This is a genomic window from Mesorhizobium sp. P2_F5 (genome assembly GCF_056403715.1).
The window spans coordinates 253,233-277,598 of the sequence record NZ_JBFUEY010000002.1; the positions used below are offsets into that span (position 1 = coordinate 253,233).

General features: G+C 60.8%; 17 protein-coding genes. 12 read left to right on the forward strand and 5 right to left on the reverse strand.

Annotated features, from left to right (window positions below; translation table 11 throughout):
- Positions 1 to 489 precede the first annotated feature (489 nt).
- From AC1DYO_RS03435 to AC1DYO_RS03445, 3 genes are read left to right on the forward strand one after another with little or no spacing between them, the layout of a single operon-like run.
- Positions 490 to 1,641: an SIR2 family NAD-dependent protein deacylase gene (locus AC1DYO_RS03435; RefSeq protein WP_477260308.1), complete on the forward strand. Its 1,152-nt coding sequence runs from the start codon at positions 490 to 492 to the stop codon at positions 1,639 to 1,641.
- Complete coding sequence (locus AC1DYO_RS03440; protein ID WP_477260309.1) at positions 1,638 to 3,446, forward strand: ATP-binding protein; 1,809 nt, start codon at positions 1,638 to 1,640, stop codon at positions 3,444 to 3,446. Before AC1DYO_RS03435 ends, AC1DYO_RS03440 begins: the two co-directional genes overlap by 4 nt.
- Positions 3,446 to 3,655 carry a KTSC domain-containing protein gene (locus AC1DYO_RS03445; RefSeq protein ID WP_477260311.1) on the forward strand — a complete coding sequence of 70 codons (210 nt, stop codon included), beginning with the start codon at positions 3,446 to 3,448 and terminating at the stop codon, positions 3,653 to 3,655. Before AC1DYO_RS03440 ends, AC1DYO_RS03445 begins: the two co-directional genes overlap by 1 nt.
- A 339-nt stretch (positions 3,656 to 3,994) precedes the next feature.
- Here AC1DYO_RS03445 and AC1DYO_RS03450 read toward each other — a convergent pair whose 3' ends face one another.
- Positions 3,995 to 7,486, reverse strand: a complete 3,492-nt coding sequence (locus tag AC1DYO_RS03450) for a TM0106 family RecB-like putative nuclease (RefSeq protein ID WP_477260313.1) — start codon at positions 7,484 to 7,486, stop codon at positions 3,995 to 3,997.
- 136 nt (positions 7,487 to 7,622) lie between these two features.
- On the opposite strand from AC1DYO_RS03450, the gene AC1DYO_RS03455 reads away from it, so the two are divergent.
- From AC1DYO_RS03455 to AC1DYO_RS03465, 3 genes are all read left to right on the forward strand, one after another.
- Entirely contained in the window at positions 7,623 to 8,882 is a 1,260-nt protein-coding gene (locus tag AC1DYO_RS03455; protein ID WP_477260315.1) for a metallophosphoesterase family protein, read from the forward strand.
- Complete coding sequence (locus AC1DYO_RS03460) at positions 8,879 to 12,346, forward strand: ATP-binding protein (protein ID WP_477260317.1); 3,468 nt, start codon at positions 8,879 to 8,881, stop codon at positions 12,344 to 12,346. The genes AC1DYO_RS03455 and AC1DYO_RS03460 overlap by 4 nt, the downstream gene beginning before the upstream one ends.
- Before the next feature lie 943 nt (positions 12,347 to 13,289).
- On the forward strand, positions 13,290 to 13,523 hold the full coding sequence (locus AC1DYO_RS03465) for a hypothetical protein (protein ID WP_477260319.1): 234 nt from the start codon (positions 13,290 to 13,292) through the stop codon (positions 13,521 to 13,523).
- 80 nt (positions 13,524 to 13,603) lie between these two features.
- Here the strand turns inward: AC1DYO_RS03465 and AC1DYO_RS03470 are convergent, their stop codons facing one another.
- The gene (locus AC1DYO_RS03470) at positions 13,604 to 14,077 is read right to left on the reverse strand and encodes an Lrp/AsnC family transcriptional regulator (protein WP_477260321.1); all 474 of its coding nucleotides are present in this window, start codon (positions 14,075 to 14,077) and stop codon (positions 13,604 to 13,606) included.
- A 129-nt stretch (positions 14,078 to 14,206) separates the two neighbouring features.
- On the opposite strand from AC1DYO_RS03470, the gene AC1DYO_RS03475 reads away from it, so the two are divergent.
- On the forward strand, positions 14,207 to 16,597 hold the full coding sequence (locus tag AC1DYO_RS03475; RefSeq protein ID WP_477260323.1) for a transketolase-like TK C-terminal-containing protein: 2,391 nt from the start codon (positions 14,207 to 14,209) through the stop codon (positions 16,595 to 16,597).
- Positions 16,598 to 16,673: 76 nt separating this feature from the next.
- Here AC1DYO_RS03475 and AC1DYO_RS03480 read toward each other — a convergent pair whose 3' ends face one another.
- The 3 genes from AC1DYO_RS03480 to AC1DYO_RS03490 all read right to left on the reverse strand — a co-directional run bounded on the left by AC1DYO_RS03480 (position 16,674) and on the right by AC1DYO_RS03490 (position 19,380).
- On the reverse strand, positions 16,674 to 17,546 hold the full coding sequence (locus AC1DYO_RS03480) for a nucleotidyl transferase AbiEii/AbiGii toxin family protein (protein ID WP_477260325.1): 873 nt from the start codon (positions 17,544 to 17,546) through the stop codon (positions 16,674 to 16,676).
- An 8-nt stretch (positions 17,547 to 17,554) separates the two neighbouring features.
- Positions 17,555 to 18,415 carry a type IV toxin-antitoxin system AbiEi family antitoxin domain-containing protein gene (locus tag AC1DYO_RS03485; protein ID WP_477260327.1) on the reverse strand — a complete coding sequence of 287 codons (861 nt, stop codon included), beginning with the start codon at positions 18,413 to 18,415 and terminating at the stop codon, positions 17,555 to 17,557.
- Between the two features lie 248 nt (positions 18,416 to 18,663).
- The gene (locus AC1DYO_RS03490) at positions 18,664 to 19,380 is read right to left on the reverse strand and encodes a helix-turn-helix transcriptional regulator (protein WP_477260329.1); all 717 of its coding nucleotides are present in this window, start codon (positions 19,378 to 19,380) and stop codon (positions 18,664 to 18,666) included.
- Between the two features lie 205 nt (positions 19,381 to 19,585).
- On the opposite strand from AC1DYO_RS03490, the gene traI reads away from it, so the two are divergent.
- Genes traI through AC1DYO_RS03515 form a run of 5 tightly spaced genes read left to right on the forward strand, consistent with a single transcriptional unit; the run spans position 19,586 to position 24,351 of the window.
- The gene (traI, locus tag AC1DYO_RS03495; RefSeq protein ID WP_477260331.1) at positions 19,586 to 20,215 is read left to right on the forward strand and encodes an acyl-homoserine-lactone synthase; all 630 of its coding nucleotides are present in this window, start codon (positions 19,586 to 19,588) and stop codon (positions 20,213 to 20,215) included.
- 46 nt (positions 20,216 to 20,261) lie between these two features.
- Positions 20,262 to 21,233 (forward strand): P-type conjugative transfer ATPase TrbB, encoded by a 972-nt coding sequence (trbB, locus tag AC1DYO_RS03500; RefSeq protein ID WP_477260538.1) that lies wholly within the window; start codon positions 20,262 to 20,264, stop codon positions 21,231 to 21,233.
- The gene (locus AC1DYO_RS03505; protein WP_477260333.1) at positions 21,223 to 21,606 is read left to right on the forward strand and encodes a TrbC/VirB2 family protein; all 384 of its coding nucleotides are present in this window, start codon (positions 21,223 to 21,225) and stop codon (positions 21,604 to 21,606) included. The genes trbB and AC1DYO_RS03505 overlap by 11 nt, the downstream gene beginning before the upstream one ends.
- A complete protein-coding gene (locus AC1DYO_RS03510; protein WP_477260335.1) occupies positions 21,599 to 21,898 on the forward strand; it encodes a conjugal transfer protein TrbD in 300 nt (99 codons plus the stop codon). Before AC1DYO_RS03505 ends, AC1DYO_RS03510 begins: the two co-directional genes overlap by 8 nt.
- A gap of 14 nt (positions 21,899 to 21,912) precedes the next feature.
- A complete protein-coding gene (locus AC1DYO_RS03515) occupies positions 21,913 to 24,351 on the forward strand; it encodes a conjugal transfer protein TrbE (RefSeq protein WP_477260337.1) in 2,439 nt (812 codons plus the stop codon).
- The last annotated feature ends 15 nt before the right edge of the window (positions 24,352 to 24,366 follow it).

Genomic DNA, 24,366 nt, shown 5'->3' on the forward strand with positions numbered 1-24,366 from the left:
GCCCCTCGAAAGCAAGAAATATAGTGGCTATACTGCTCCGAAGTAAGTCTTGTCGAGTGAGGGACAGAATGCCGAGGGTCAGCGCGACGGGCGCGCTTCGGGGACAGATCGGGATCAGTAGGGCTTGCGTCCTCGCTAAACCGATCATTGGATGTCGTTTTTGGGCCGTTTGCTGCCAAGTGGCCGATGGGCGAGTTCAGAGAAAGCTCCCCTTTGGCTGCGGACTTAATCGTCGACTATCGAATTCGGGCGCATATGGCCATAGCTGCCAAGAAAAAGATCGGTGACATATCCGAATAGTATCGATGCTGGCTCGTGTCACAGCAAGGCGCACTGCGCCTTCCTTGAAACAAATAACTATGAAAATAACTCAACCATGGAGGGATGACCTGCGGTCCGTCAGGATATAATGAACTGTGTCCGAAACAATTTCGCCGTCATGGATCGAGGAATAATTTGTCTGTTAGCGTGCACAACCCCGACCAGTACATGGCAGCGCTCCGCACGATTATAGCCCAAGGACGCAAGCGCATTGGCTTGCTCGTCGGCGCAGGAGCTTCGGCAGGGATGGCAAAGGCGGACGGCTCGTACCCACTTATCCCAGCTGTGGCAGGGCTGACTGACAAGGTGTTGGGCATTCTCGAACCAATCTACAAGGCACAAATTGACGGTCTCAAGGCCGAGCTCTCTCAGCACGATATCGAGACGATTTTGTCGCGCATCAGGTCGCTGAGCAAAGTCATTGGCTCCGCCAAGGTTCACGGCCTTGATGGGCCAGGATTCGCGACCTTTGGTGAAGCCATCTGTGCCGAGATTGGCAAGATCGTCGATGTGCGCCTGCCCATGCCCGGATCTGCATATGCCAATCTGGTGAACTGGATAACGGGGACGAGCAGAGACTATCCAATCGAAATTTTTACAACGAACTACGATCTCCTGTTCGAGGAAGCGTTCGAGTCCGTCCGAGCACCATATTTCGATGGTTTCACCGGTGGCCGTGAGCCGTTCTTCGACCCTGTTTCGGTGTCACGCAGCGACTTGCCGACGCGCTGGACTCGATTGTGGAAATTGCATGGGTCACTGGGTTGGAGAGCAAGCGACAAGGGCGAGGTCATTCGAACCGGGCAAAGTTCAGCCAGCCATCTCGTTTTTCCCGAGCATCTGAAGTACGATCAGACGCAGAAGGCGCCGTATGCCGCTCTGCTTGACCGGCTTCGCGCTTTTCTGCTGACCCCAGACACGCTTCTGATCTCGATCGGCTTTTCTTTCGCCGATGCGCATATCGCCGCGCGTTTGGACGAGGCGTTGGCTGCCAATCCGTCTGCAAGCATCTTCGCATTTCAATATAAGCATCTTGAAGAAGAGCATTCGGCATGTGACCTCGCGCGGCGATTGCCAAATTTCAGTGTATACGCCCGAGATCAGGCAAAAGTGAACGGGATGCGAGGCCCTTGGAAGGCCCCGTCAGAACTCCCCAGCAAGGACTGGGGGCCGATACGCTCAACCTATCTCGACCCCGATGGCAACTTCACGCTCGGTGGCATTGAACCATTTGCTCGCTTTTTCGCGGCTTCTAGATCCATACAGGCTTTCTCGACGTCCCCCACGACGCTACCTATCCAGGTGCCGCCAGCACCATGAGTATCTCCACGCTCCTTGGTCACGTTGGCTCGGTCGCGGGAGCTACAGTCAGCGTACGTCAATTCGAAGGCGTTGCATCCGGCATCGCGATTATCGGCGGACGAAGCTATCGGGTGGGCCAGGTCGGCAGTTTCGTCCGCATCCCTCAGGGCTATCACGACCTCTATGCGATCATTTCCGAGGTTGGAGTGAGTGCGACCCCGGCAGTTCTTGCCGGTGCGCATGATCGGGGTGAGCGCTGGCTCACCGTGCAACTAGTCGGCGAGATCGTAGAAGCATCGTTCGAACGCGGCATCAGCCAATATCCCAACGTGAATGACGAGGTTCACCTTGTCACCGAGGAGGATCTTTCCAAAATCTATGGCGCCGAGTTTGCGGGACAAGTCGTAGTCGGACGGTTAGCCAACGCTGAGAGCATTCCTGTCCGTTTAGACCTCGATAAGTTGGTGACACGACACAGTGCAGTGCTGGGATCGACAGGATCCGGAAAATCCACCACCGTGGCAAGCCTCTTGCGGTCAATTTCGATGCCGGGCGGTGCAGGCTTTCCAAGCGCACGTATTCTCCTGCTAGATATTCACGGTGAGTATGCGCGGGCCCTCGAAGACAATGCCGAGGTCTTTCGCATAGCGCCCGCAGAGGGCGAAAGGCCCCTCGTGATTCCGTTCTGGGCTTTGCGCCCTGCAGACATGATCGAGTTCTTATGCGGAAAACTGGATGATCGCTCGACAACCGCGATCCTTGACAAAATATTCGCTGCGAAAAGCGCGATTGCACAAACGGATGGCCTCGCCGGCGTCGATCTCAATTCGATGACCGTCGACAGCCCCATTCCATACAGCCTCCGGCAGCTCTGGCATGAACTGATCGATCCCGAAGTGAAGACGTGGCTTGATCCGACAAAGACACAGCCGGCGCTGGTAACTCCCGGCGATGCGGCATCCCTTCGACTTCCTTTATATCAACCGCACACGACGACGAACACCGCACCCTACCTCAATAACATTGGCGTCCTTGGAATTCGGAAGCAGCTCGACCGCATGCGTTCACGACTGTTGGACCGTCAATTCGAATTTCTGCTCAAGCCAGGACAATGGGAGCCGGGGTTAAACGGACACACTGAAAACGATCTTCCCGAGCTTGTGGAGAGTTGGATCGGACACGAGAAGGCGATCACGGTGCTCGACTTGTCGGGCATCCCCAGCTCTGTCCTCCTTGAACTCATCGGTGCCATCCTCTCAATTATTTACGAGGCGCTTTTCTGGGGGCGAGACCGTGCGGAAGGCGGCCGCAAACGCCCGCAGCTCATCGTAATGGAGGAGGCACATCGTTATCTGGGTCGCGAGACGAACAACCCCGCCCGGGAGATGGTGCAGCGAATTGCCAAAGAGGGGCGAAAATTTGGGATTGGCGCGATGATCGTTAGTCAGCGGCCCTCCGAGATCGATGACACCATACTTTCACAGTGCGGCACCTTCGTCGCGCTCAGGCTTACCAATTCGACCGACCGCAGCAAAGTACAGGCTGCGCTCCCGGACAATCTTAGCGGGATCGCGGACAGCCTGTCCGTTCTTCGAACGGGAGAGGCAATCATCACGGGTGAAGCCGCACGATTGCCAGTCCGTTGCCGCGTGACGCTGCCGCCCAAGGATCGCAGACCTGACAGTGAGGATCCTCTCGTGGCCGAGAGTTGGAAGAAACTGCGGGGCGACGAGAACTACGACGATCTCGTTGCATGCTGGCGAGCGCAAGATCCGAGGTGGGCACCGGCGGCAAATGTCGTCGACGACGAGGGAGAAAATTAATGGAACGGCAATCGGTAACGTCGGGGAATTTGGCCGAGGTCGGCTACGATCCAGATCTCGAAACGCTCGAAGTCCAATTTCGCCACGGAGGCGTATACCAATATTATAACGTCCCCCCCTTCATGAACGAGCGCCTGATGGCGGCGGAGTCTCTTGGTCGTTTCTTCAATGCAGAAATCAAGGGGCAATACCCCGAAGCCAAAATGTAATTGAGCAGCCCTTGTTATCGGGCTACGCTTTCTGTCGAGATCAGCTGCGACGGACGACTGTCGACTGCTCGATCGCACCCGACGGTTATGTCGCCGTCGCCCTCCGAGTATCCGCAACAAGCACCGCCCAGCGCAAGCTGGCGCAGCACGCTGCGAGACCCAGCCCGGTGACCACGGATTCTGGGACGGTTCAGCGTCGCGCTCCGCTTCATCTCGTTCAGACGCACCGACAGTTTCTATCTGGCCAGACGTTGTTTCGGCAGGTTGGATACCGGGACACGAGCAGTTCAGCTGTCCGCCGGTGAAACCGGCCGGACGTTGACGCGAGCCTGCAAGGACCTACGGATCGACCGTAACGGCCATTTCTAGATAGCGGCAGAAGCCGTTAGCAAGTTGCATCTGGCGCGGCGTCCGGCACTCCGGCTCGAACACGTCCGGATTGGCCACGAGAATGCATAGTGCCTTGGCGCGGGACGTGGCCACATTGAGGCGGTTCGCGCTGTAGAGGAACTCCATGCCACGCGGGGCGTCGGCATGACTGGACGTCGTGACGGAATAGATGACGATGGGCGCTTCCTGCCCTTGGAACTTGTCTACCGTTCCTACCCTCGCGCCCGGGAGGCGCGCCTGGATTTCAAAAACCTGCGCATTGTAGGGCGCGATAATCAGAATGCCGTTCAGGGTGAGCGACGCCTCATTGCCCTCGCGGTCGCGCCAACCTGCACCTGCAGCAAGTATCCCCAGCACAATATTGCGGATGCGGTCAGCCTCCTCCGGGCTGGAATTCTGGTTGCCGCTGTGCTGCACGGCAACATAACGCAGGCCGCTCCCTCCGAGCGGGCCGTCCATCAGAATGGCCTGGTTCTCGAGACCGGGACGGGGAAGGAGTCGGCTTTCGTAGAACAGTTCGGAGGTGAACCGGCAGATGTCGGGGTGGAGGCGCCAGGTCTGATCGAGGAACAGGCCTTGGTCCTCGGCAATGGTCTGCCGCCCGCCGAGAAGGTGATCGAGGGCCGAGACCTCGGTACCTTCGGGGTGCGAGCCCTGTATCGGCTGCTCAAGCTGCTGCGGATCGCCAAGCAGGACAAGGCTGGCTGAGGCCGGCGATATGGCAAGCACGTTGGCGAGCGACATCTGCGCGGCCTCATCCACGAACAGCACGTCGACGAGACCAGGCGCATCGGGCCGGGCCCACAGGAACCCCGTGCCGCCGAGGACGTGGTAGCCGCTTGCAAAGGCGCCGAGGGCTTCGGGGTTCTTCGTGGTGAAAGTGAGGTGCGGGGCATTGTCTTCCGCATCCGTGACCTTATGCAGGCACTGCAGGTCGAAGTCTTCCTTTTCTGCTTCTTCGGCGGCCTTCGCCAGCAGGTTGCGAATGACCTTGTGGCTGTTGGCGGTCACCCCGACGCGAAGGCCGGCCCTGACCAGCGTAAGGATCGCGTGGGCGCCAGTATGGGTCTTTCCCGCGCCCGGCGGTCCTTGGATGGCGAGCACGCCCTGCAATGCCGGGACGAGGCGGCAGGCTGCATCGACCGCGCTCTCGCCCGGCTGGAGCAGCGCCGCGCCGCCGGCATCGGGTGGAAGCTGCAGCAGCAGATCGCGCGTCGCCTTACAGGCACCAGGGCCGGCGATGCCATGATCGGCCACGTACTCGCCTATCTGCACCAGGGACTCGGCTAGAACACTTGTGTCGATATAGGTATGGGCGAAGATAGCTTCGGGGTGAAAAGCGGCAGTGTCGCCACGCTTCTTGATGTCGATCAAGCGATGTTCCAGGTCGACGGCCTCGACTTTGCCGAACCGCTCGCCGCCGACGCTGCGCAAATCCTCCCCGCTGCGAAACTCCGCGTCCTGCGGGGGAAATCGATAGCGGTGGATAGGGGCCTTGGCGGTTCCGCCCACGGTATCCACGAACTCGAGGCCGGCGATGCCTGCCCGCTCGTCCTCCAGCTCGTCCGCGGACAGCGCCGCCAGCCGGAAGTATTCCCACCAGATCGCCTTCTCTTCCCGGCGATGCCAGTCGAGCACGTTCGCCAGCACGTAGAGCGCTTGCTGCTCGGCGCTGCGCTCCGCTGGGTCCACCGGAATGTCATCGGTTAGCACGGCCACCACTGCATCGATCCGCGCCTGCCAAGCTGTAATATCCGGGGAAGCATCCTCTCCAGGCCGAGCCGGCCGTGGAATCTCCACGCCTGAGGCGATCGCGTCCGTGCGTAGGCCTTCTAGCCAGTCGCGAAGCCGCGCCGTCGAGACGCAGTCATCTTGGTTGTAGCCCGCAACGACGGCCCGATCGTCCGCATTGATGCCGCCTGCGTCCCCGAGCTCCAGGCGGGCCTGCACCCTACTCAAAGCATAGTTGGCATCGGCCAGCGACACCGCGCGCGTGAATTCGTAGAGCGGCTCCAGCTTCTTGATGGAATAGCTCTCGACGCTGGCGCGTATGGCGTGGCGGACCACCGCGTAGAGATCGACCAGGACCTCCCCGCGCAGCAGCGTGTCGATCTCTTCCTCGCGCGTCGCGTAGCGCCCCATAAGGCGTTTGAGCGCACCCACCTCGTAGGCGGCGTAGTGACAAATGTGCATACCGGGATGCTGTAGTCGCCGTTCAACTGCGAAATCGACGAAACGTTCAAAGGCTGCCTTTTCATCGGACGGCGTAAGGCACCAGTCGGCGACGTAGGTGAGCGCGCCCTCCGCGTCCTTGAAGGCATAGCCGAAGAGATATTCAAGGCCGCCTTCGCCAACGAAGGGGTCGCCTTCGAGATCGAAGAAAATGTCGCCGTCGTCCGGCACCGGCAGGCGACACAAGCCAAAGCCCGGTTCTATCGGCAGCGTTTCATGGAGTACCTGCCCGGCCGCGCGCCCTGCGACCTGGATCCGGGCCTGCTCCCGGATGCGATTGTAGGACGAAGCGGCGCCGCGCTCCGGCTTCCACGGCGGCGGAAGGGGGAGCTCGGCCAGCGCAGTCATAGTGGCTACGTCGTGGCCGGCGAGCTCGCCGCGCTGTACGGCCGTGATCCCGGCCACAAGGGAGAGGTGATCGTCCTGGTGGCGCTGGTCGTCGCATCGGCCGCGCCAGCGGCAGATATCGCAATGAGCGACCGGCTCCGGATAGGTGCCGTCGTTTGCGTTCAAGGATGCGGCGAAGCGTTCGCGGACATTGCGGTAGTAGGCGGCATAGTCGCTGACCCGAAACGCCTCCGGCTCGAAGCCGGTGAGGGGCGCGACGACGTAGGCGTATTCTGGCACGAGGCCCTGCACCTGCCCGACGAGGTCAGAATAGAGGCAAAGCTGCAGCACCGTCCCACCCTTGGTTTCGCGAGCGAGCTTGGTGTCGATCACTTCATAGGACCAGGTACCGAGGTCGCTTGGCGTCTCGACGCGCCGGAGGATGTCGGCCCGGCCGACGAAGGGCAGCGCCCGTAGCGCCGCCTGCACGATGATCTGCTCGCCGGCACGCATCGCCTCGATCGTGGCGGCCACGGAGCCGTTATCTATGCCCTTGCCCTCGATGACCACGACCGCAAGGCCCGACGCACGCAGGTGATCGACATAGGCCGCCTCGTGAGTGGCCCCGCGCTGCTGCAGGATCTTGAGCAGCGGGTCCCAGATCTTCGGCTTCCCAAGCGCTCCGTCCGCAACCTGAAGGTCAAGCATCGTCAGATGGCCGCAGTTCAAGTAGCCGACCAGGTCGGAGGCGCTCAACTGTAATTCGGAGCCGATTCTCAGCATGAATAAAGTGTGCGCAGATTGGTGACAGCTAGGCAATTCGACATCGCCCGGATTTGCGGTATCGCCTGCTGTCGTTCGCCGTGCCTTGCCGTTGCACAACTTCGGGCGCCACTCTCATCGATCTTTCACGCTAGGGGACTAGTCGAAGCCTTTTCGGCACGGACCAAGCGTATGATCAAATTCTTCTATCGAGCCGCGGTCGAACGCCCGTATGTTCGTAACCGGAGACCGCCCGATGGCATTTCGATTCGTACACACGGCCGATATTCATCTCGACTCGCCACTGCGTTCGCTGGCGATGCGAAACCCCGACCTTGCCGAACTTGTCGGAGACGCCAGCCGCCAAGCGTTCATCTCCATCGTTGATCTCTGCCTTGCGGAACGTGTCGATGCGCTGGTCATCGCCGGCGATTTGTACGATGGCGACCAAACATCCATGAAAACGGCGCGGTTCCTGGCGTCACAGATGACACGACTTCTCCAGGCCGGCATCAGGGTTTTCAAGATCCGTGGCAATCATGACGCCCTATCGCGCATATCGAAACAGCTGGTGTTTCCGGACACGGTCACCATCTTCGGCGGCCGTCCCCAGTCGGTGCTGCAGACAGCCGGCGGGCTCGACGTCATGTTCCATGGCTTGAGCTTTGCCAGCCCCAAGGCGCCGGACAGTCTGCTTCCCAAGTATCCAGCCCCGCGTGAGGGCGCGGTCAATGTCGGCATCATGCATACGAGCCTGGCCGGATCGCCCGGCCACGACGTCTACGCTCCCTGCAGCGTCGCTGACCTGCACAGCCATGGCTTCGACTACTGGGCGCTTGGACACATCCATGTCCGCCAAGTCCATCCTGGGGCGAGCACCGTGGTGATGCCAGGAATTCCACAGGGCAGGGACATCAACGAGGCCGGAGAGAAATCCGTCACCTTGGTGACGATACGAGACGACCGCACCATCGAGATCGAAGAGAGGCCGACCAGTATCGCGCAATTCGAGCGAGTGAACGTTGACCTGGCCGGAACGGTGGAATGGTCCGAAGTCGTCGGACGAGTCCGTTCCGCGCTCGAAGGTTTGCGGGCCTCAGTCAGGTCTCGCCATGCTGTGGTCCGTCTCGGCCTGACCGGGGCGTCACCTTTGTCCTGGGCGCTGATCCGTGACCGTGACCTGCTGCTCGCAGAAGCTGAGCAGGTCGCGGAACAGGTTGGTGAAACCTGGGTGGAGAAGCTCGAGCTTAACGTCTCTCCATCCGCAGCCGAAACGTCCGAGGGCGGAGCTGATCCGATTTTCGAACTCGCTCAATCCATGCGCGCCGATGCTGGCTCGGAAGCTTTCCGTGCCGAGGCGAGGACGTTGGTCCAGAAGATGATCGCGGATCTTCCGCCTGACGGGCGCGATTTCGCTGGAAGAGACGAGGCTGAGCTGGAACTGTTCCTAGACCGGGTGCTTGCCAGCGGCACTGATCTGGTCACCGCTCGCCTCAAATCCGGTGGATCGCAATGAGGCTCCGGCGCCTTGACCTTATTCGCTATGGGAAGTTCACCGACAGGACGATCGACTTCGGGCCAAAGCCGGAATCCGGTCCCGACCTGCATATCGTGTTCGGGCTGAACGAAGCCGGCAAGTCGACGGCGCTCTCTGGTTACCTCGACCTGCTATTCGGCATCGAGGAACGCAGCCGCTACAATTTCCTGCACGAGTACAGCGCCATGCGCATCGGCGGCGTGCTCGAACTCGGCGGCGCAGAGCATGCGTTCACGCGAACGAAACAGCGTGCCAATTCATTGCTGAACGCGACGGGCCAACCGGTGAGCGAACTGGCAATAACGGCCCACCTTGCGGGTCTTTCGCGTGACGCATACGCGACCATGTTTTCGCTCGACGACGAGACACTGGAAGCAGGCGGAAAATCAATCCTGGAGTCGCGCGGCGATCTGGGCAAGCTGCTGTTCACGGCCAGTGCCGGCCTTGGCCATGCCAGCGACACGTTGAGCGCGCTTGAGGCCGAGGCCGACGGGCTCTACCGCAAGCAAGCCCACGGAACGGAACTTGCGCTTCTGAAGAAACGCCTTGCGGAACTGAAATCGCGCAGGGACGAGATCGACACCGTGGCATCGACGTATGAGGCCCATGAAGCCGAACGTCTCGACGCGGTGGAAAAATACGATCACACCATCGCCGAACGATCGGTGCTGACGGCGCGCCTCGATGCCATTGCCAGATACCGCCGAGCTGGCCCGATCCTTGCGGATATTGGACGCAAGGCAGCCCGGCTGGCCGAGTTGCCGGACATCGCCTCACCGCCGCGGACCTGGACAGGCAGCGTCACCGCATTGATCGATGACGACGCCAGCCTGAGAACCCGGCTGGCCGCAAACATCGACGAGGTCGAGCGCCTGACGACGAAGATCGCTGCGGTTGACGTGGACGACCTGATCCTGGCCATTTCCGAGCGTGTTCGAAGCCTTGGGGAAAGCAAGGTGCGCTTCGCCTCGGCAGGCTTTGACCTACCCAATCGAAGGACGGAGTTGCAGATTCTCAACAACGCAGTGGCGACTTGCCTTGCCGCCCTGGGACGGTCCTCGGAGCCGGAGCCTGCAGCACTGCTTCTGCCTGCCGCCACCGTTGGCGCTGTCCGCGCCATGGTCGAACAGAGATCCGGAATCGCGACGCGTCTTGGCGTCGCCCGGGACGAAGCCGCGGCGGCGCATGACGCGCTTCAGACGGCTCGGGAACGGGTGGGCGAAGAAAGGGCTGTGCCCGAGCCTGCCAGGGCGAAGCTGAGCTCGGCTTTGTCGAAGGCGAGAGCTAGCGGGCACCTCGGCGAGATCAAGGCCGCGCGCGAGGCGGAGGATGCAGCCACAATTCGATGGGAGGCGGCACTGGGACGCCTGCACCCATGGTCTGGAGACGTGCGGTCGCTGACAAGGGTTTCCGTCCCGAGCGCCGGACAGATCAACGCCTGGAAGACGTTAGCAACGACGCTCGGCCGGAACAAAGCCGTGCTTTGCGAACGTCTCGCCGACCGCCAGGCCAATCACGATTTGCTGTCGGCGCACCTTGGGGGCCTTCGTGCGTCCGTCGATGTTGCCGACGATGAAGCGGCCGCCGCCGTCCGGCGTGCCCGCGACGAGGCCTGGGCAAGGCACAGAGGCGAGCTTACCGGCGAGACAGCGGATGATTTCGCGGTAGCGTTGGCACGCGACGACGGTATCGGTGCGGGCCGCTTGGCCAGCGCCTCGCAGCTTGCCGACATCCGGGCAACAACACGCGACCTTGCCGAGGCCGCGGCCGACATTTCACGCACGCGCGAGCAAGTTGCACGGATCGACGTGGATGCGGATGCCGCACTGTCGGAAATGCGCGGGGCGGCGCGAGATCTGCTCGGAGAATGCCTGGAACCCTCGCCAGAGCGTCTGATCGAACTGATCGAGGATCATATCTCCGCCCGCGCCGATGCGCTCGAAGCCTGGGAGGAAATCGAAGTTGCCCGCAAGAAGGCTGGGCGCGCTGCCGACGAGGAACAACGCATACGTCTTGAGTTGGACGGGACGCTCAAGAGCGTCGGCATAGGCTCGGAACCTGGCGACAGCCTGGAAACGATCATGGCCGTCGCGGAGCTGTTCCTCGACCGGCAGCGCAAAGTGGACGCCGCACATGCCGAGGTGCTCAAAACAGTGGGCGCCAGGGAGGAAGAACTGGCCACCAGACGACGCGCGGTGGGCGTAGCAGAACGGCGTGAGGAAGAATGGCTGGCCGGCGTTGCCGAAGCGCTCAAGGGCACCTGGCTCGAAAACGGAGTTGCCGCGTCCGCTGTTGGCACCGTCCTCGATCAAGTGGCGCAGCTGGCCCGAAGCCTCCAGGAACGGGACGCCATGCAGATCCGCATCGAGAAGATGGAGGCTGACAGGGACAACTTTATTGTCGAGGTCACCACCATCGCCACTGAGGCGGGCGAGGCCGCCGACGACGAGCCGGAACAGTTGGCGATCCGGCTTGCCGAACGCCTCGAGGGCGCCGATCGTGCGCGCGCAGCGAAGGCAGGCCTCGTCAACGAGCTAAAGCGCCTGCAGGATGCTCGCGAGGTTCTCGACGCCGAAATTTCGGCCCATGCGCGCCGCAGGAACGAGATCCTGAGCGCCTTTAGCGTGGCCACACTCTCCGAAGTCGTTGAACGCGACGAGTTGCTGCGCGACAGGGATCGTCTGCGCACTGCCGTCGCCGAACTCCAGGAGCAGGTATCGGCCGAACTCGCGGTGGCAGGGTTCGAGCAGGCGCGTTCAATCCTGGATGCGCTCGATTTTGACAGCCTGGCAATCGAGAAGGCGGAAGGCGAGCAGAGGCTTCTGCAGCTTGACGAAGCAATCCAGCAACAGCTTATTCGCCAGACGCGCGCCTCAGACAGGCTGGACGCCATCGGCGGCGACAGCGCTGTTGCCCGCATAGATGCCGAACGGCGCACGATCCTTCTGGAGATCGAGGAAAAGGCCATCCGCTACATCGAGCTGAAACTGGGCATCTTGTCGGCCGGAAATGCCCTGCGCATCTACCGCGAGCGGCATCGCTCGGGAATGATGGCTCGAGCATCCGACGCGTTCGCGCTCATGACGCGCGGCCAGTACTCGGGTCTGACAACCCAACCGGTGAAAGGTGGTGAAGTGCTCATCGCTCTGCAGCGTGACGGGCAGTCCAAGGTTGCCGACGCGCTATCAAAGGGCGCACGCTTCCAGCTCTACCTGGCGCTCAGGCTTGCGGGATATTACGAGTTCGCCCAGTTTCGACCGTCCGTCCCTTTCATCGCCGACGACATCATGGAAACCTTCGACCATGTCCGTTCGGAAGAGGTTTTCCGGTTGTTTGGCGAGATGGCGAGTGCAGGACAGGTAATCTACCTGACGCATCACCAGCACCTGTGCGAGATCGCCAAGACCGTTGTGCCGGGCGTAACGATCCATGAGCTCGGATGATGCCGGACTTGTGCTGACGCGACACGTTACGCGCGCCGTCAAGCGTGCCAACAGCACCGGCTGCAAGCGCTGCGAAGACCGGATCGAAATCCTTATGCTGTGGTCCTCTTTCGCTATGCAGTACCGTGCGATCGCACCGTCGGGTGGATTGCGGACAGCCGTTTGTCGCCTTGCAGCATGACCAGTCTGTTCTGGTCGGGCCGGTTATGGTCGAACCAGGCAGGACCCACGATCGTGCAGGGCACTCCCCGAACGAGCCGTTCGCCGCGCCACTTCCAGCGTGCAAGCCTTCACGGCCGGTCGCCCCTGACATGAGTGCGATGCGTGCCTCGCCGCCCGCAAGTACGACAAGCAGGTGCGCACACCGCCATAATCGACCGACTCTTCCGCAGTCGGACTGCCATAGGTTCCACGAATAGAAATTTACGCGATACCGACGAATTACATCAAAATCCATTGGTAGTGATCGTTTTTCATGAGATGCGTCTTTCGGCACTGGATTTTCACAGATCGAGACCGAGGTCCATCTCGACTCGATTGCCATCACCGCTGCGCTGCGGTGCGCGGAGGGCAGGTCCAGGCCGCTGACGAATCGCCAACGCGAGTCGACTGCGAGTGCCGGTTCACCACGCATCTCGGACGAGGCCGTCGCCCTTGTGCCGCCGATCGGCTTACGCATCATCACGAGCGCGGTAGGCTGATCATCCTGGCGCTCATCAACACAGGTTGTCTTCCAAACAGCGCTCTGCAATAAATTACCCATGCGCAACTTCTGCGGGTGGCTACCACCGCCTTGCGAAGACGCCGAAGGCCAGGGACGACACGACGAACATCCTGGGCGTAACGCCCTTGGATCGTGGCTCACTCCACGTGGGTTCCCAACGTCCGGCCTCGCAGCGCGCACCGCTGCCCTCGCTGGACTCAACCCGCGGGAGGTCGTGCTATGCCCAAAATTCATTCCGATTATTTCCGTGCCGGCAGTGCGGGCATTGGTGACTTGACGCTCTGGGAACTGGCCGATCCGGATGCCATGGCTCGGGCAGCCACCGAGCTTTATGGACTGCGCGCGGCGACTGCAGCAGCACATTGCGCGCTGACAGCGCATTTCGACGGCCGCACGCGTGACTACCGCTTCTGGTGCACGGTCTTTTCAGAACTGGGTTGCGGCAGGGCCTGAGTGGATCAGGATGCAAACCTCGGGATCAGACGCATCTTTGACCATGGCTGAGGTCCAACATCGTCTGCAAGGCCATAGGTTCACGTCTCGATCGGAAGCCGGTTCGACCGCTTGATCTGGGCAAGGGCAAAGCTGGATTCGATCGAGGCAACGCCATCGAGCCGCGTCAGCTTTTCCTTCAGGAAGCGGTCATAGGCGTGCAGGTCGCGCACCACCACGCGCAGCAGATAGTCGCGCTGGCCGGTCATCAAATAGCAGTCGACGACCTCCGGCCAGCGCCCGATCGCCGTGTTGAAACGCTCCAGCTCACTCTCGCGCTGGCGTTCCAGCTTGATCGAGGCGAACACCGAGATTGGCAGATCGACCAGATCCTGGTCGATGAGCGCGGCATAGCCAGTGATGACGCCCCTGTCCTCCATCATGCGTACGCGACGCGCGCAGGGCGATGCTGACAGGCCGACCTGATCGGCAAGTTGCTGCGCCGTCATCCTGCCGTCCTCTTGTAGCGCGGCGATGATCTTGCGGTCGATATCGTCCAGTCGGCTTTTTGGCACGGATTGTCGCTCCTACCATCGATATTGATCAAAGCAGCTAAAACAAGTCTCGAACTAAGGCAAGTTTAGCGACAATCGGTTTTTCCTCCGCCCTATGATTTCGAACGGTTTCACCAGGAGACTTGGCACTTGGACGAGCGGACTTTGGAGGCGCTTTCGGCGCTGGAGAAAAAGGTGCTGTGGCTGTCGGCGTGGACGATCCACAACGCTAACCACCTGCGCGAAAGCACTGACGGCCTGAAGGTTGGCGGCCATCAAGCGTCATCAGCCTCAATGGCGACGATCATGACTGCTCTCTACTTCTCTGTGCTGAGGCCGGAGGATCGCGTCGCGGTGAAGCCGCACGCGTCGCCTGTGTTTCACGCCATCCAATATCTGCTCGGCAACCAGACCAGGGAGAAGCTTGAGCAGTTCCGGGCGTTCGGTGGTGCGCAAAGCTATCCGTCGCGAACCAAGGACATCGACGACGTCGATTTCTCCACCGGCTCCGTCGGGCTCGGCGTCGCCCAGACACTGTTCGCCTCGCTGGTGCAGGATTATCTGCGCGCCCGCGACGAAAATTTTGCCGAAGGCCGCATGGTGGCGCTGATCGGCGATGCCGAGATGGATGAGGGCAACATCTTCGAGGCGCTGCTGGAAGGCTGGAAGCATGGCCTGCGCAATTGCTGGTGGATCGTCGACTACAATCGCCAGAGCCTCGACGCCGTGGTGCGTGAGGGGCTGTGGGAACGCTTCGAGAGCATTTTCCGCAATTTCGGCTGGGACGTCGTCATCCTCAAACATGGCTCGCTCCAGCAGGCGGCCTTCGCCGAGCCCGGCGGCGAGGCGCTGCGCGCCTGGATCGATGCCTGTCCGAACCAGCTCTATTCAGCGCTGACCTTCCAGGGCGGCGCTGCCTGGCGCAAACGCTTGCTCGCCGACATTGGCGAAGAGCCGGCCGTCGCATCGCTGCTCGAACGCCGATCCGATACCGATCTGGCCGCGTTGATGACCAACCTCGGCGGTCATGATCTTCCCTCCCTGCTCGATGCGTTCGAGACGGCGCGCGGCAACGACCGGCCGACATGCTTCATCACCTACACCATCAAGGGTTTCGGGCTGCCGCTTGCCGGTCATAAGGACAACCATGCCGGGCTGATGACCAAGGACCAGATGGCGATGTTTCGCACGTCGATGTCGGTCGGCGAGGGGCGCGAGTGGAACGCCTTCGAAGGGCTGGATGTCGGGGACCTGGAACTGCAACGTTTCCTCGATGCGGTTCCGTTCGCAGCCAAGGGCCAGAGGCGGCGCCACGCGCAACGCATCATCGTGCCCGATCATCTTGTCTCCGAGGCCAAGGGCAGCGTCTCCACGCAGATCGGCTTCGGTCGGATTCTGGACCAGATCGCACGCGCCGGCGGGCCGCTTGCCGATGCGATCGTCACCACGTCGCCTGACGTCACGGTCTCGACCAATCTCGGTCCATGGGTGAACCGACGTGGGTTGTTTGCCCGGGAATCGCTGGCGGATACGTTCCGTAACGAACGCATCGCCTCGGCGCAGAAATGGGAGTTCGGCACGTCCGGCCAGCACATCGAACTGGGCATCGCCGAGAACAATCTGTTCATCCTGCTGTCGGCGCTTGGCCTGGCGCATTCGATCTTCGGCAAGCGGCTGTTGCCGATCGGCACGCTCTACGATCCGTTCATCCAACGCGGCCTCGATGCGCTCAACTATGCCTGCTACCAGGATGCCCGCTTCCTGCTTGTGGCCACGCCATCGGGCGTCACGCTGGCGCCCGAGGGAGGCGCGCATCAGTCGATCGCCACCCAGCTGATCGGCATGGCCCAGGACGGTCTCGCCGCCTACGAGCCGGCCTTCGTCGATGAGCTGAGCGTCATCATGCGCTTTGCGCTGGATTACATGCAGCGCGATGGCGATGCCGTGCAGTCCGAGCGTACATGGTTGCGCGACGAGACCGGCGGATCGGTCTATCTGCGCCTGTCGACACGGCCTGTTGAGCAGATCGCCCGTGCCATGACGCCGGAACTGGAACAGGACATTGTCGATGGTGGCTACTGGCTGCGCCGCCCAGGCCCGAACGCCGAATTGGTCGTCGCCTACACCGGCGCCGTCGCGCCGGAGGCCATCGAGGCGGTCGGCATGATGGCGGAGGACCGTCGCGATGTCGGCCTTCTGGCAGTGACTTCAGCTGACCGGTTGAACGCGGGCTGGACGGCTGCGAGCCGGGCGCGCGAACGCGGCCTCGTCCATGCCAGGAGCCATGTCGAAAGGCTGTTTGCCGATCTCCCGCCCCACTGCGCGATTGTCACCGTCACGGACGGCCACCCGGCGATACTAGGCTGGCTCGGCTCGGTCTTTGGCCACCGCACGCGCAGCCTTGGCGTCGAACACTTTGGTCAGTCTGGGACGATCGACGGCCTTTACCGACACTTCGGCATCGACGCGAACTCCATCGCCACCGCCGGTGACCGCATTGCCGAGGGTCGGCCGGTTCGCTATTTGCGCGCGCTGGATTGATGTCACCTGTGGTTCCAGTGCAGACCGGATCGCGAAGATTGTTCGGGTTCCTCCGGTCACCGAGCCTGAGCGTCGCTTAGTTGCCCTTCTGGCCGAGCACTCGCTCCAAATTCTCATAAGCCCGACGGTGCCGTTCTTCCGGCATGCGTTCCAGATTATGCAGCTTCCAGCGAACGGCCGGAAGCTTGTCCGCCCCTTCGATGCCAAGCAGATCCCACTGCGGGCGACGCGCCTTGAAGGAGAGCAAGAATCTTCGCTGATCGTCGGTGAGTGTTTGATTGAGGTTTGCAATTAGCCGCTCGCGAACGTCTAGCAATTCATCGAGTCTAACCTCGATCTGCGACATGCGCAGAAACTCACCTTCGTAGATGCCCGCAATGTCCTTGCGGGTCGGCTGAAGGAGCTCCGCCATCGTCCGGTTATGGCTTATAAGGTAGACGAGAAAGGTCTTCACCAAATCTTCGGTCAACCCTTCATTCTCGAACAGCAATTTGACATCGAAAAGGTCGCGCGGATGTTGTCGGTCAAGCGCCGCGCATAGCTTTCCGGCGTAGAGATCGGGGATCGAAAGAAGCTGCATCTCGACATAGCCGAATTGCTCTTCAACCGCAGGCGACACCTCTCGTAATTCCTCGGGGAACACCGAGCCTCGCAACACGGGCGAAAGTTCGACCTTGATGCGATCGCCGCCTTGGGTCACGAAAAGACGCAAGGCATCGCGCTGATCTTCATATGATCGGATAATTTCCGTATCGGGCATCGCCTTGGAGATGGCTTCAGCAATGCGTGAGAGCGCTTCAGCAATTTTCTTGAGCGCCTCATCGCGGTCATCCATAGGCAGGTAGACAAGATCGATGTCGACGGAGAGCCGCGGCAGATCGCGAACAAAGAGATTGATGGCCGTGCCGCCCTTGAGGGCGAAGCACCTCTCCGCCGCAACGAGCGGCAAGACGCGCGTCAGGAGTCGGACTTGTCTGAAGTAAGGGCTCGTTGTGTCCACATCTCCTCCGGAACCGTTATGCGGTATTTTGGATCGAGCCTGCCGCCTCTGACCAGCACTCTGTTACCGATGCCAATGCCAAGTTCATCAAGCGCCTCGGCTTTGGGTAGCTTCTTCAGCCAGGCGTAGGAATGACGTTCGGCCATCCAATAGAACAGCCTACGCAATTTGACATTCGTGCATTTGCGCAGGAGTTGCTCCATGCGCTTTGGCGAGAGCGTGGTCATGCCTTGGAGAAGCTGGTCGGCGTGCTCGAAGGAGATGACGCCGGGCACGTCCATGAGAACCTCGAGATAAGCCCGCTCAGGCGATGACATGGTGAACGGCCAAACGCCGGCCCGCTGACCCGGTATGGCGGCATCTAAGAAAGATCGCTCGTTTGTATCATACCCGCGGTTGACGAGGCCGGAGCCGCCCAGCGAGGAGAGACGGTTGTGGCGGACGAATTGCACTGAAGGCAACGCATTTTGTAGCCAGGCTGGCAAAGCGTCTTTGCCGTAAAGATGGACCGCGCGTTGCCGCGACAGTGGCAGGTAGTGCGCAAATCCTTGCAATTCGAGCGCTGTCAGCCCTCCGACACTTAGATCCGTGCTGAAGATGGTTTGCAACGCGGCGACGACGCCTTGCCAGGTGAGGTGTGTACCGGGGCGTATATAGACACCGGATGCGAGCGGCGTGAGCTGCCTGCTTTTGAGCAGATTGTCGAGCGCGTGGCGATCGAAGTCCGGGGTCTGCCTCGCCAGCCATTGTTTGGTGACCGGTAGCCCCTCGGGCACCAGGTTTTGCAGCAATTGTCTCCGGTTGGCATTCGTTGGCATAAGTTTGTCAGGCTTTTAAATTGCGGCGATGATCGCCGCAATTTGTGATTTCTATAAACTATCACTTTTAACGTGAATTACAACCTTTAGAAAATGCGGCGATCATCGCCGCATTTCTAACGAACTATAAACCAACGAGCTAACCGCTAGAGGGCCAACACAGCGCAGCTGGCACCGAACGCTCAACTGCTTGCATCGCCGTTGAGGTCTAACTTGATGGTCGCCAGCCGATCCGCCACTGCGCGACCTCAGATCCACTTGCGCTTGATTGCGATGCCGAGGGCTTGATAGGTGGTCAAGACGTTGAGCTTGCGACGAATGTTTTGTAGCTGAAACTCCACGGCTCGGCGACTGACATTGCGAAGTGCTGCGATGTCGTCATTGGTCTTGCCCTGTAGTAGCCATGCAAGGCACTCCAACTGATAGCTTGTCAAAGGAGAGGCGGCCGCGCTCATCAGCCCGTGGTCATCGCGGTTTTGCAGGTAGCCATCGACGAAGGCACCAAGTGTCAGAACCGAATATGGGTCCGCGAGCATGGTGGTGTCGGGTTTGCGCTCGCGCGACGAGAAGGTGAAGAGAGCACGCCTTCCAAAACCATCGAAGATAGGGATAGAGATCCCCGAACGGATGCCAAAATTTCGGGCCTCGCCAAAAAACGTCCGGTGATGCTTTCTTGCTGGAACGGGCAAGCCACTCTCCGACCAGGCGTACGCACCGCGTCTTGCAGCCACCGCTTCAACGACAGGATCGACCTTGGCCAGTCCGCTGTCGAGATAGTGCTTCTGCCACGCCACCGGATAGTTTGACATCCCATACACGTCCGCCTCGTGGACCGACAGATATGTGAACCATTCAAATCCCTGGGTGTTGGCGAACCTGCGCAAAGCCTGATCGATGGCGGGCTTGTCGGGCGCTAGTTTCAACCAGTCCCGCAGCATTTCAAACTGTGGCTTCAGAGACTTCATCAACACTCCTTCTTACTGCCCCAAGCCGCAAAAAGGTGCATCTCTTATTCAAGTTCATGCAAGTGAGATCAACCAAAAAATGCAACCACCGCTGGTAGTCCGGTCATTCTGGGGATTTACCTGGACGGCCTTCGGATACCCGTAATGGTCCGCCTGCTCGAACCCTGTTTCTTTCGCACTATCGAAACAGCGCGGAGAAAATGGCATGCAGATAGTTGCGGTCCGAAATGGAGAAAGCAGCGCAGGGGATAGGCTGATCGATCAAATGCATGCGCTGCGTGCGCGCGTTTTCAGGGATCGCCTCGGCTGGAACGTAACCGTCAAGTCCGGGCGCGAAACAGATGAGTACGACGCGCTCGATCCGACCTACCTCCTCGCCATCGCGGACGATCCGCGCCGTGTCGTTGGGTGCGCACGGCTACTTCCAGCCACCGGGCCGACAATGCTGGGCCAGACATTTCCGATCCTTCTCGATGGCCATCCCATGCCACGCCATCCCGCGTTGATCGAAAGTTCCCGGTTCTGCGTGGATACGGAGCTTGGAGCCAGGAATGCGGCCAGAGGCCTCCACAAGACGACAATGGCGCTGTTCGCCGGAATCCTCGAATGGTCGTTGGTCAACGGCTATTGCGAAGTAGTGACTGTCACCGACATCCGTTTCGAAAAGATTCTTGGCAGGGCAGGGCTACCTTTCAATCGCCTCGGCTCGCCTCGTCCGATCGGCAACACGATCGCGGTTGCCGGCATCATTCCCGCTACCCTTCAAAATGCCCTTCGCGTTCGGGCGAACGGATATGAGCCCTTCTCCCTGGACGCGCTCCCACTCGCAGCGTGAGGGCGGATCGATCCACAACATCGAATCCAGAGATGATCCTCAAATGATGCCCATTTCGCAATCACACCATCGCCTCGTCCGAAAACTCCGCGAGGCCATGGGCAGCACGATCTGCAACACGCTCGACGACGCGCTCGTCGTCGAGATCATGCTCAATCCGGACGGACAGCTCTTCGTCGAACGTATCGGCGAACCGATCACACGGGCAGGCAGCTTGGCGCCGCAGGCGGCCGAGACGATCATTGGCACAGTCGCTCACGCGCTCGGAACGGAGGTGAACCTCAACCGGCCGATCATTTCGGGCGAGCTGCCGATCGGCGGACATCGGTTCGAGGGGCTGTTATCACCTGTGGTCGCGGCGCCCGTCTTCACGATCCGCAAGCGCGCCGCGCGGCTCTTCCCACTCGACAGCTATGTCCGCGACAAGATCATGACCGCATACCAGGCTTCGGTCATCCGCAACGCCGTCGAGAACCGGATGAATATCATCGTTGCCGGCGGCACGGGGACGGGCAAGACAACACTCACCAACGCGGTAATCGGCGAGATCGTCAGCCTGACGCCGGAACACCGCCTGGTCATTCTCGAGGACACGGCCGAGATCCAATGCGCTGCAGAAAATGCCGTTGCGCTCCACACGACTGACGCGGTGGATATGAGCCGACTGCTCAAATCCACCATGCGTCTGAGACCCGACCGGATCATCGTCGGCGAGGTTCGGGATGGTGCTGCGCTCACGCTGCTGAAAGCGTGGAATACAGGCCATCCCGGCGGCATCGCCACGATCCATGCGAACAGCGCGCTTTCGGCGTTGACCCGCCTCGAGCAACTGACGGCCGAGGTCAGTTCCAACCCGATGCCCGAAATCATCGGCGAGACGGTCGACATGGTCATCTCCATCGAACGCACGCCGAAGGGCCGACGCGTTCGTGAATTGCTGGTTGTCGAGGGTTATCGCGACGGCCATTACCGCATCGAACCCGACGACAGCGAAGAGGGGCAACGCCATGTCGCGTAAGGCGATCAAGACTTCTTTTGGATTGGTAGGTTCAGTGGTCCTCCCGGCCGCACCGGCATTCGCCGCCGGGGGAGGGGGCGGACTGCCTTGGGAGGGCCCGCTTCAACAGATCCAGCAGTCGATCAACGGACCCGTCGCCGGCACGATCGCACTCGCAGCCGTGGCGATCGCCGGCGCCATGTTGATCTTTGGCGGCGAGTTGAACGATTTCGCACGGCGGCTGGTCTATGTCGTGCTCGTTGCAGGCATCCTTCTCGGCGCCACGCAGATCGTCGGGCTGTTCGGTGCTGGCGGCGCATCGATTGGCGCACCAATCCAGGCGCCCGTAGAGGGAAGGGCGCTCGAGCCTTCCTCGGCTCGCACCGATGGCTGAGCGCATCAGCCACCTCCGCCGCGTCAGGATCCATCGCGCGCTTTCCCGGCCGAACCTTCTGTTCGGCGCAGATCGAGAGCTGGCGCTCGTGACGGGCCTGGCAAGCGTCATTCTCATCTTTGTCGTTCTGACCTGGTTCTCCGCGCTGTTTGGCATCGCGATCTGGATTTTCATCGTCGCGATGCTGCGCATGATGGCAAAATCCGATCCGATGATGCGAACCGTCTATCTGCGCCACATCCGATACCGACCGCACTACCGGCCGACCTCGACTCCCTGGCGGGCTTACTAAGCAAGAGGCCGGTCATGGTTGCGCTCAAGAAATTTCGGCATTCCGGTCCATCGTTTTCCGACCTGCTTCCCTACGCAGGTCTCGTGGACAACGGTATTCTCCTGCTGAAGGACGGCTCGCTGCTCGCTGGCTGGTATTTTGCCGGGCCAGATTCCGAAAGCTCGACCGATTTCGAGCGCAACGAGGTTTCGCGTCAGATCAACGCCATCCTGGCGCGCCTCGGCAGCGGCTGGATGATCCAGGTGGAAGCGGTGCGTATACCGATCACCGCATACCCCCAACGTGAGGACGGCCATTTCCCTGACCCGGTGAGTGCTGCGATCGAGGACGAACGCAGAAAGCATTTCGAGGCCGAGAGCGGCCATTTCGAGAGTCGTCACGCGATCCTTCTCACCTACCGTCCGGCGGAGAAGCACAAATCGACCCTGACAAAGTATGTCTATTCAGACGACGCCTCGCGCAACGAGCGCTTTGCCGACATCATGCTGGGATATTTCCGGACCGCGATCCGCGAGTTCGAACAATACATGGCGAACGTGCTGTCGATCAGGCGCATGGTCACCCAGGAAACAGCTGAGCGCGGCGGGACAAGGATCGCGAAGTATGACGAGCTTCTGCAGTTCGTCCGCTTTTGCATCGTAGGCGAAAACCATCCGATCAGGCTGCCAGCGATCCCGATGTATCTCGATTTCCTGGTGACTGCCGACTTCCATCACGGTCTTTCGCCGCTCGTCGACAACCGGTACCTCGCGGTGGTGGCGATCGACGGCTATCCGGCCGAGAGCTGGCCGGGCATTCTCAACTCGCTTGATCTGATGCCTCTCACTTACCGATGGTCGTCGCGCTTCATGTTTCTCGATTCCATCGAGGCGCGTCAGAAACTCGAACGAACCCGCAAGAAGTGGCAGCAGAAGGTTCGCCCCTTCTTCGACCAGCTCTTTCAGACGAACTCCCGGTCGATCGACCAGGACGCCGCCATGATGGTCGCGGAGGCCGAGGATGCAATCGCGGAATCGTCATCGCAGCTCGTCGCTTACGGATACTACACCCCGGTTATCGTGATGTTCGACCAAGACGAGCGGCGACTGCGCGACAAGGCCGAAGCGGTGCGCCGGCTTGTTCAGGCCGAAGGCTTCGGCGCCCGCATCGAGACGCTCAACGCAACCGAGGCCTTTCTCGGCAGCCTGCCGGGCAACTGGTACGCCAATGTCCGTGAGCCGCTGATCAACACACGCAATCTCGCCGACCTTATCCCACTCAACGCAGTGTGGTCGGGCAGCGCTGTTGCCCCTTGCCCGTTCTACCCGGAGAATTCTCCGCCGCTCTGCCAGGTCGCATCCGGCTCGACACCGTTCCGTCTCAACCTTCACTCCGGCGATGTCGGTCACACTCTGATCTTCGGCCCGACTGGTTCCGGGAAGTCGACCCTGCTCGGTCTGATCGCAGCGCAATTTCGCAGATACGAGGGCGCGCAGCTCTTCGCCTTCGACAAGGGGCGGTCCATGCTGCCGCTTACGCTTGGCGTTGGCGGCGATCATCATGATGTCGGGGCAGGCGAGGGGCTTTCCTTCTGCCCGCTTTCCGAACTCGGCTCGGACGAGGATCGGGCCTGGGCCGCGGAGTGGATCGAGACCTTGATCGCGCTGCAGGGTGTGAAAACCACGCCAGACCATCGCAACGCCATTTCCCGGCAGCTGGGCCTAATGGCGACGTCCGAAGGAAAGTCCCTTTCCGACTTCCTGTCAGGCGTGCAGTTGCGCGAGATCAAGGATGCCCTTCACCATTACACGGTCGATGGTCCGATGGGGCACCTGCTCGACGCCGAAGCCGACGGTCTGACGCTATCGTCATTCCAGACGTTCGAGATCGAGCAGCTGATGAATATGGGCGACCGGACCCTCATCCCGGTTCTGCTCTACCTGTTCCGCCGTATCGAAAAGCGTCTCACTGGATCGCCCAGCCTCATCATCCTCGACGAGGGCTGGCTGATGCTCGGACACCCCGTGTTCCGCGACAAGATCAGGGAGTGGCTCAAAGTCCTGCGCAAGGCGAACTGCGCGGTTATCCTCGCAACGCAGTCGATCTCGGACGCCGAGCAGTCGGGCATCATCGACGTGCTGAAAGAATCCTGTCCGACGAAGATTTGCTTGCCGAACGGGGCCGCCCGCGAGAGCGGTACTCGGGAGTTCTATGAGCGGATCGGCTTCAACGAACGCCAGATCGAGATCGTCGCGACCGCGCTTCCCAAACGTGAATATTACGTCGTCTCGCCCGAGGGACGCAGGCTGTTCGACATGGCGCTCGGTCCCGCAACGCTCTCCTTCGTCGGCGCGGCCGGCAAGGACGACCTCAAGCGCATCCAGGAATTGCGAGAGGTTCACGGCCAGGACTGGCCCGCAGCTTGGCTCAAGCAGAGAGGAATCGACAATGTCGACACAGGTCTCCAGTCGTAGCCGTGGCGCTCGGCC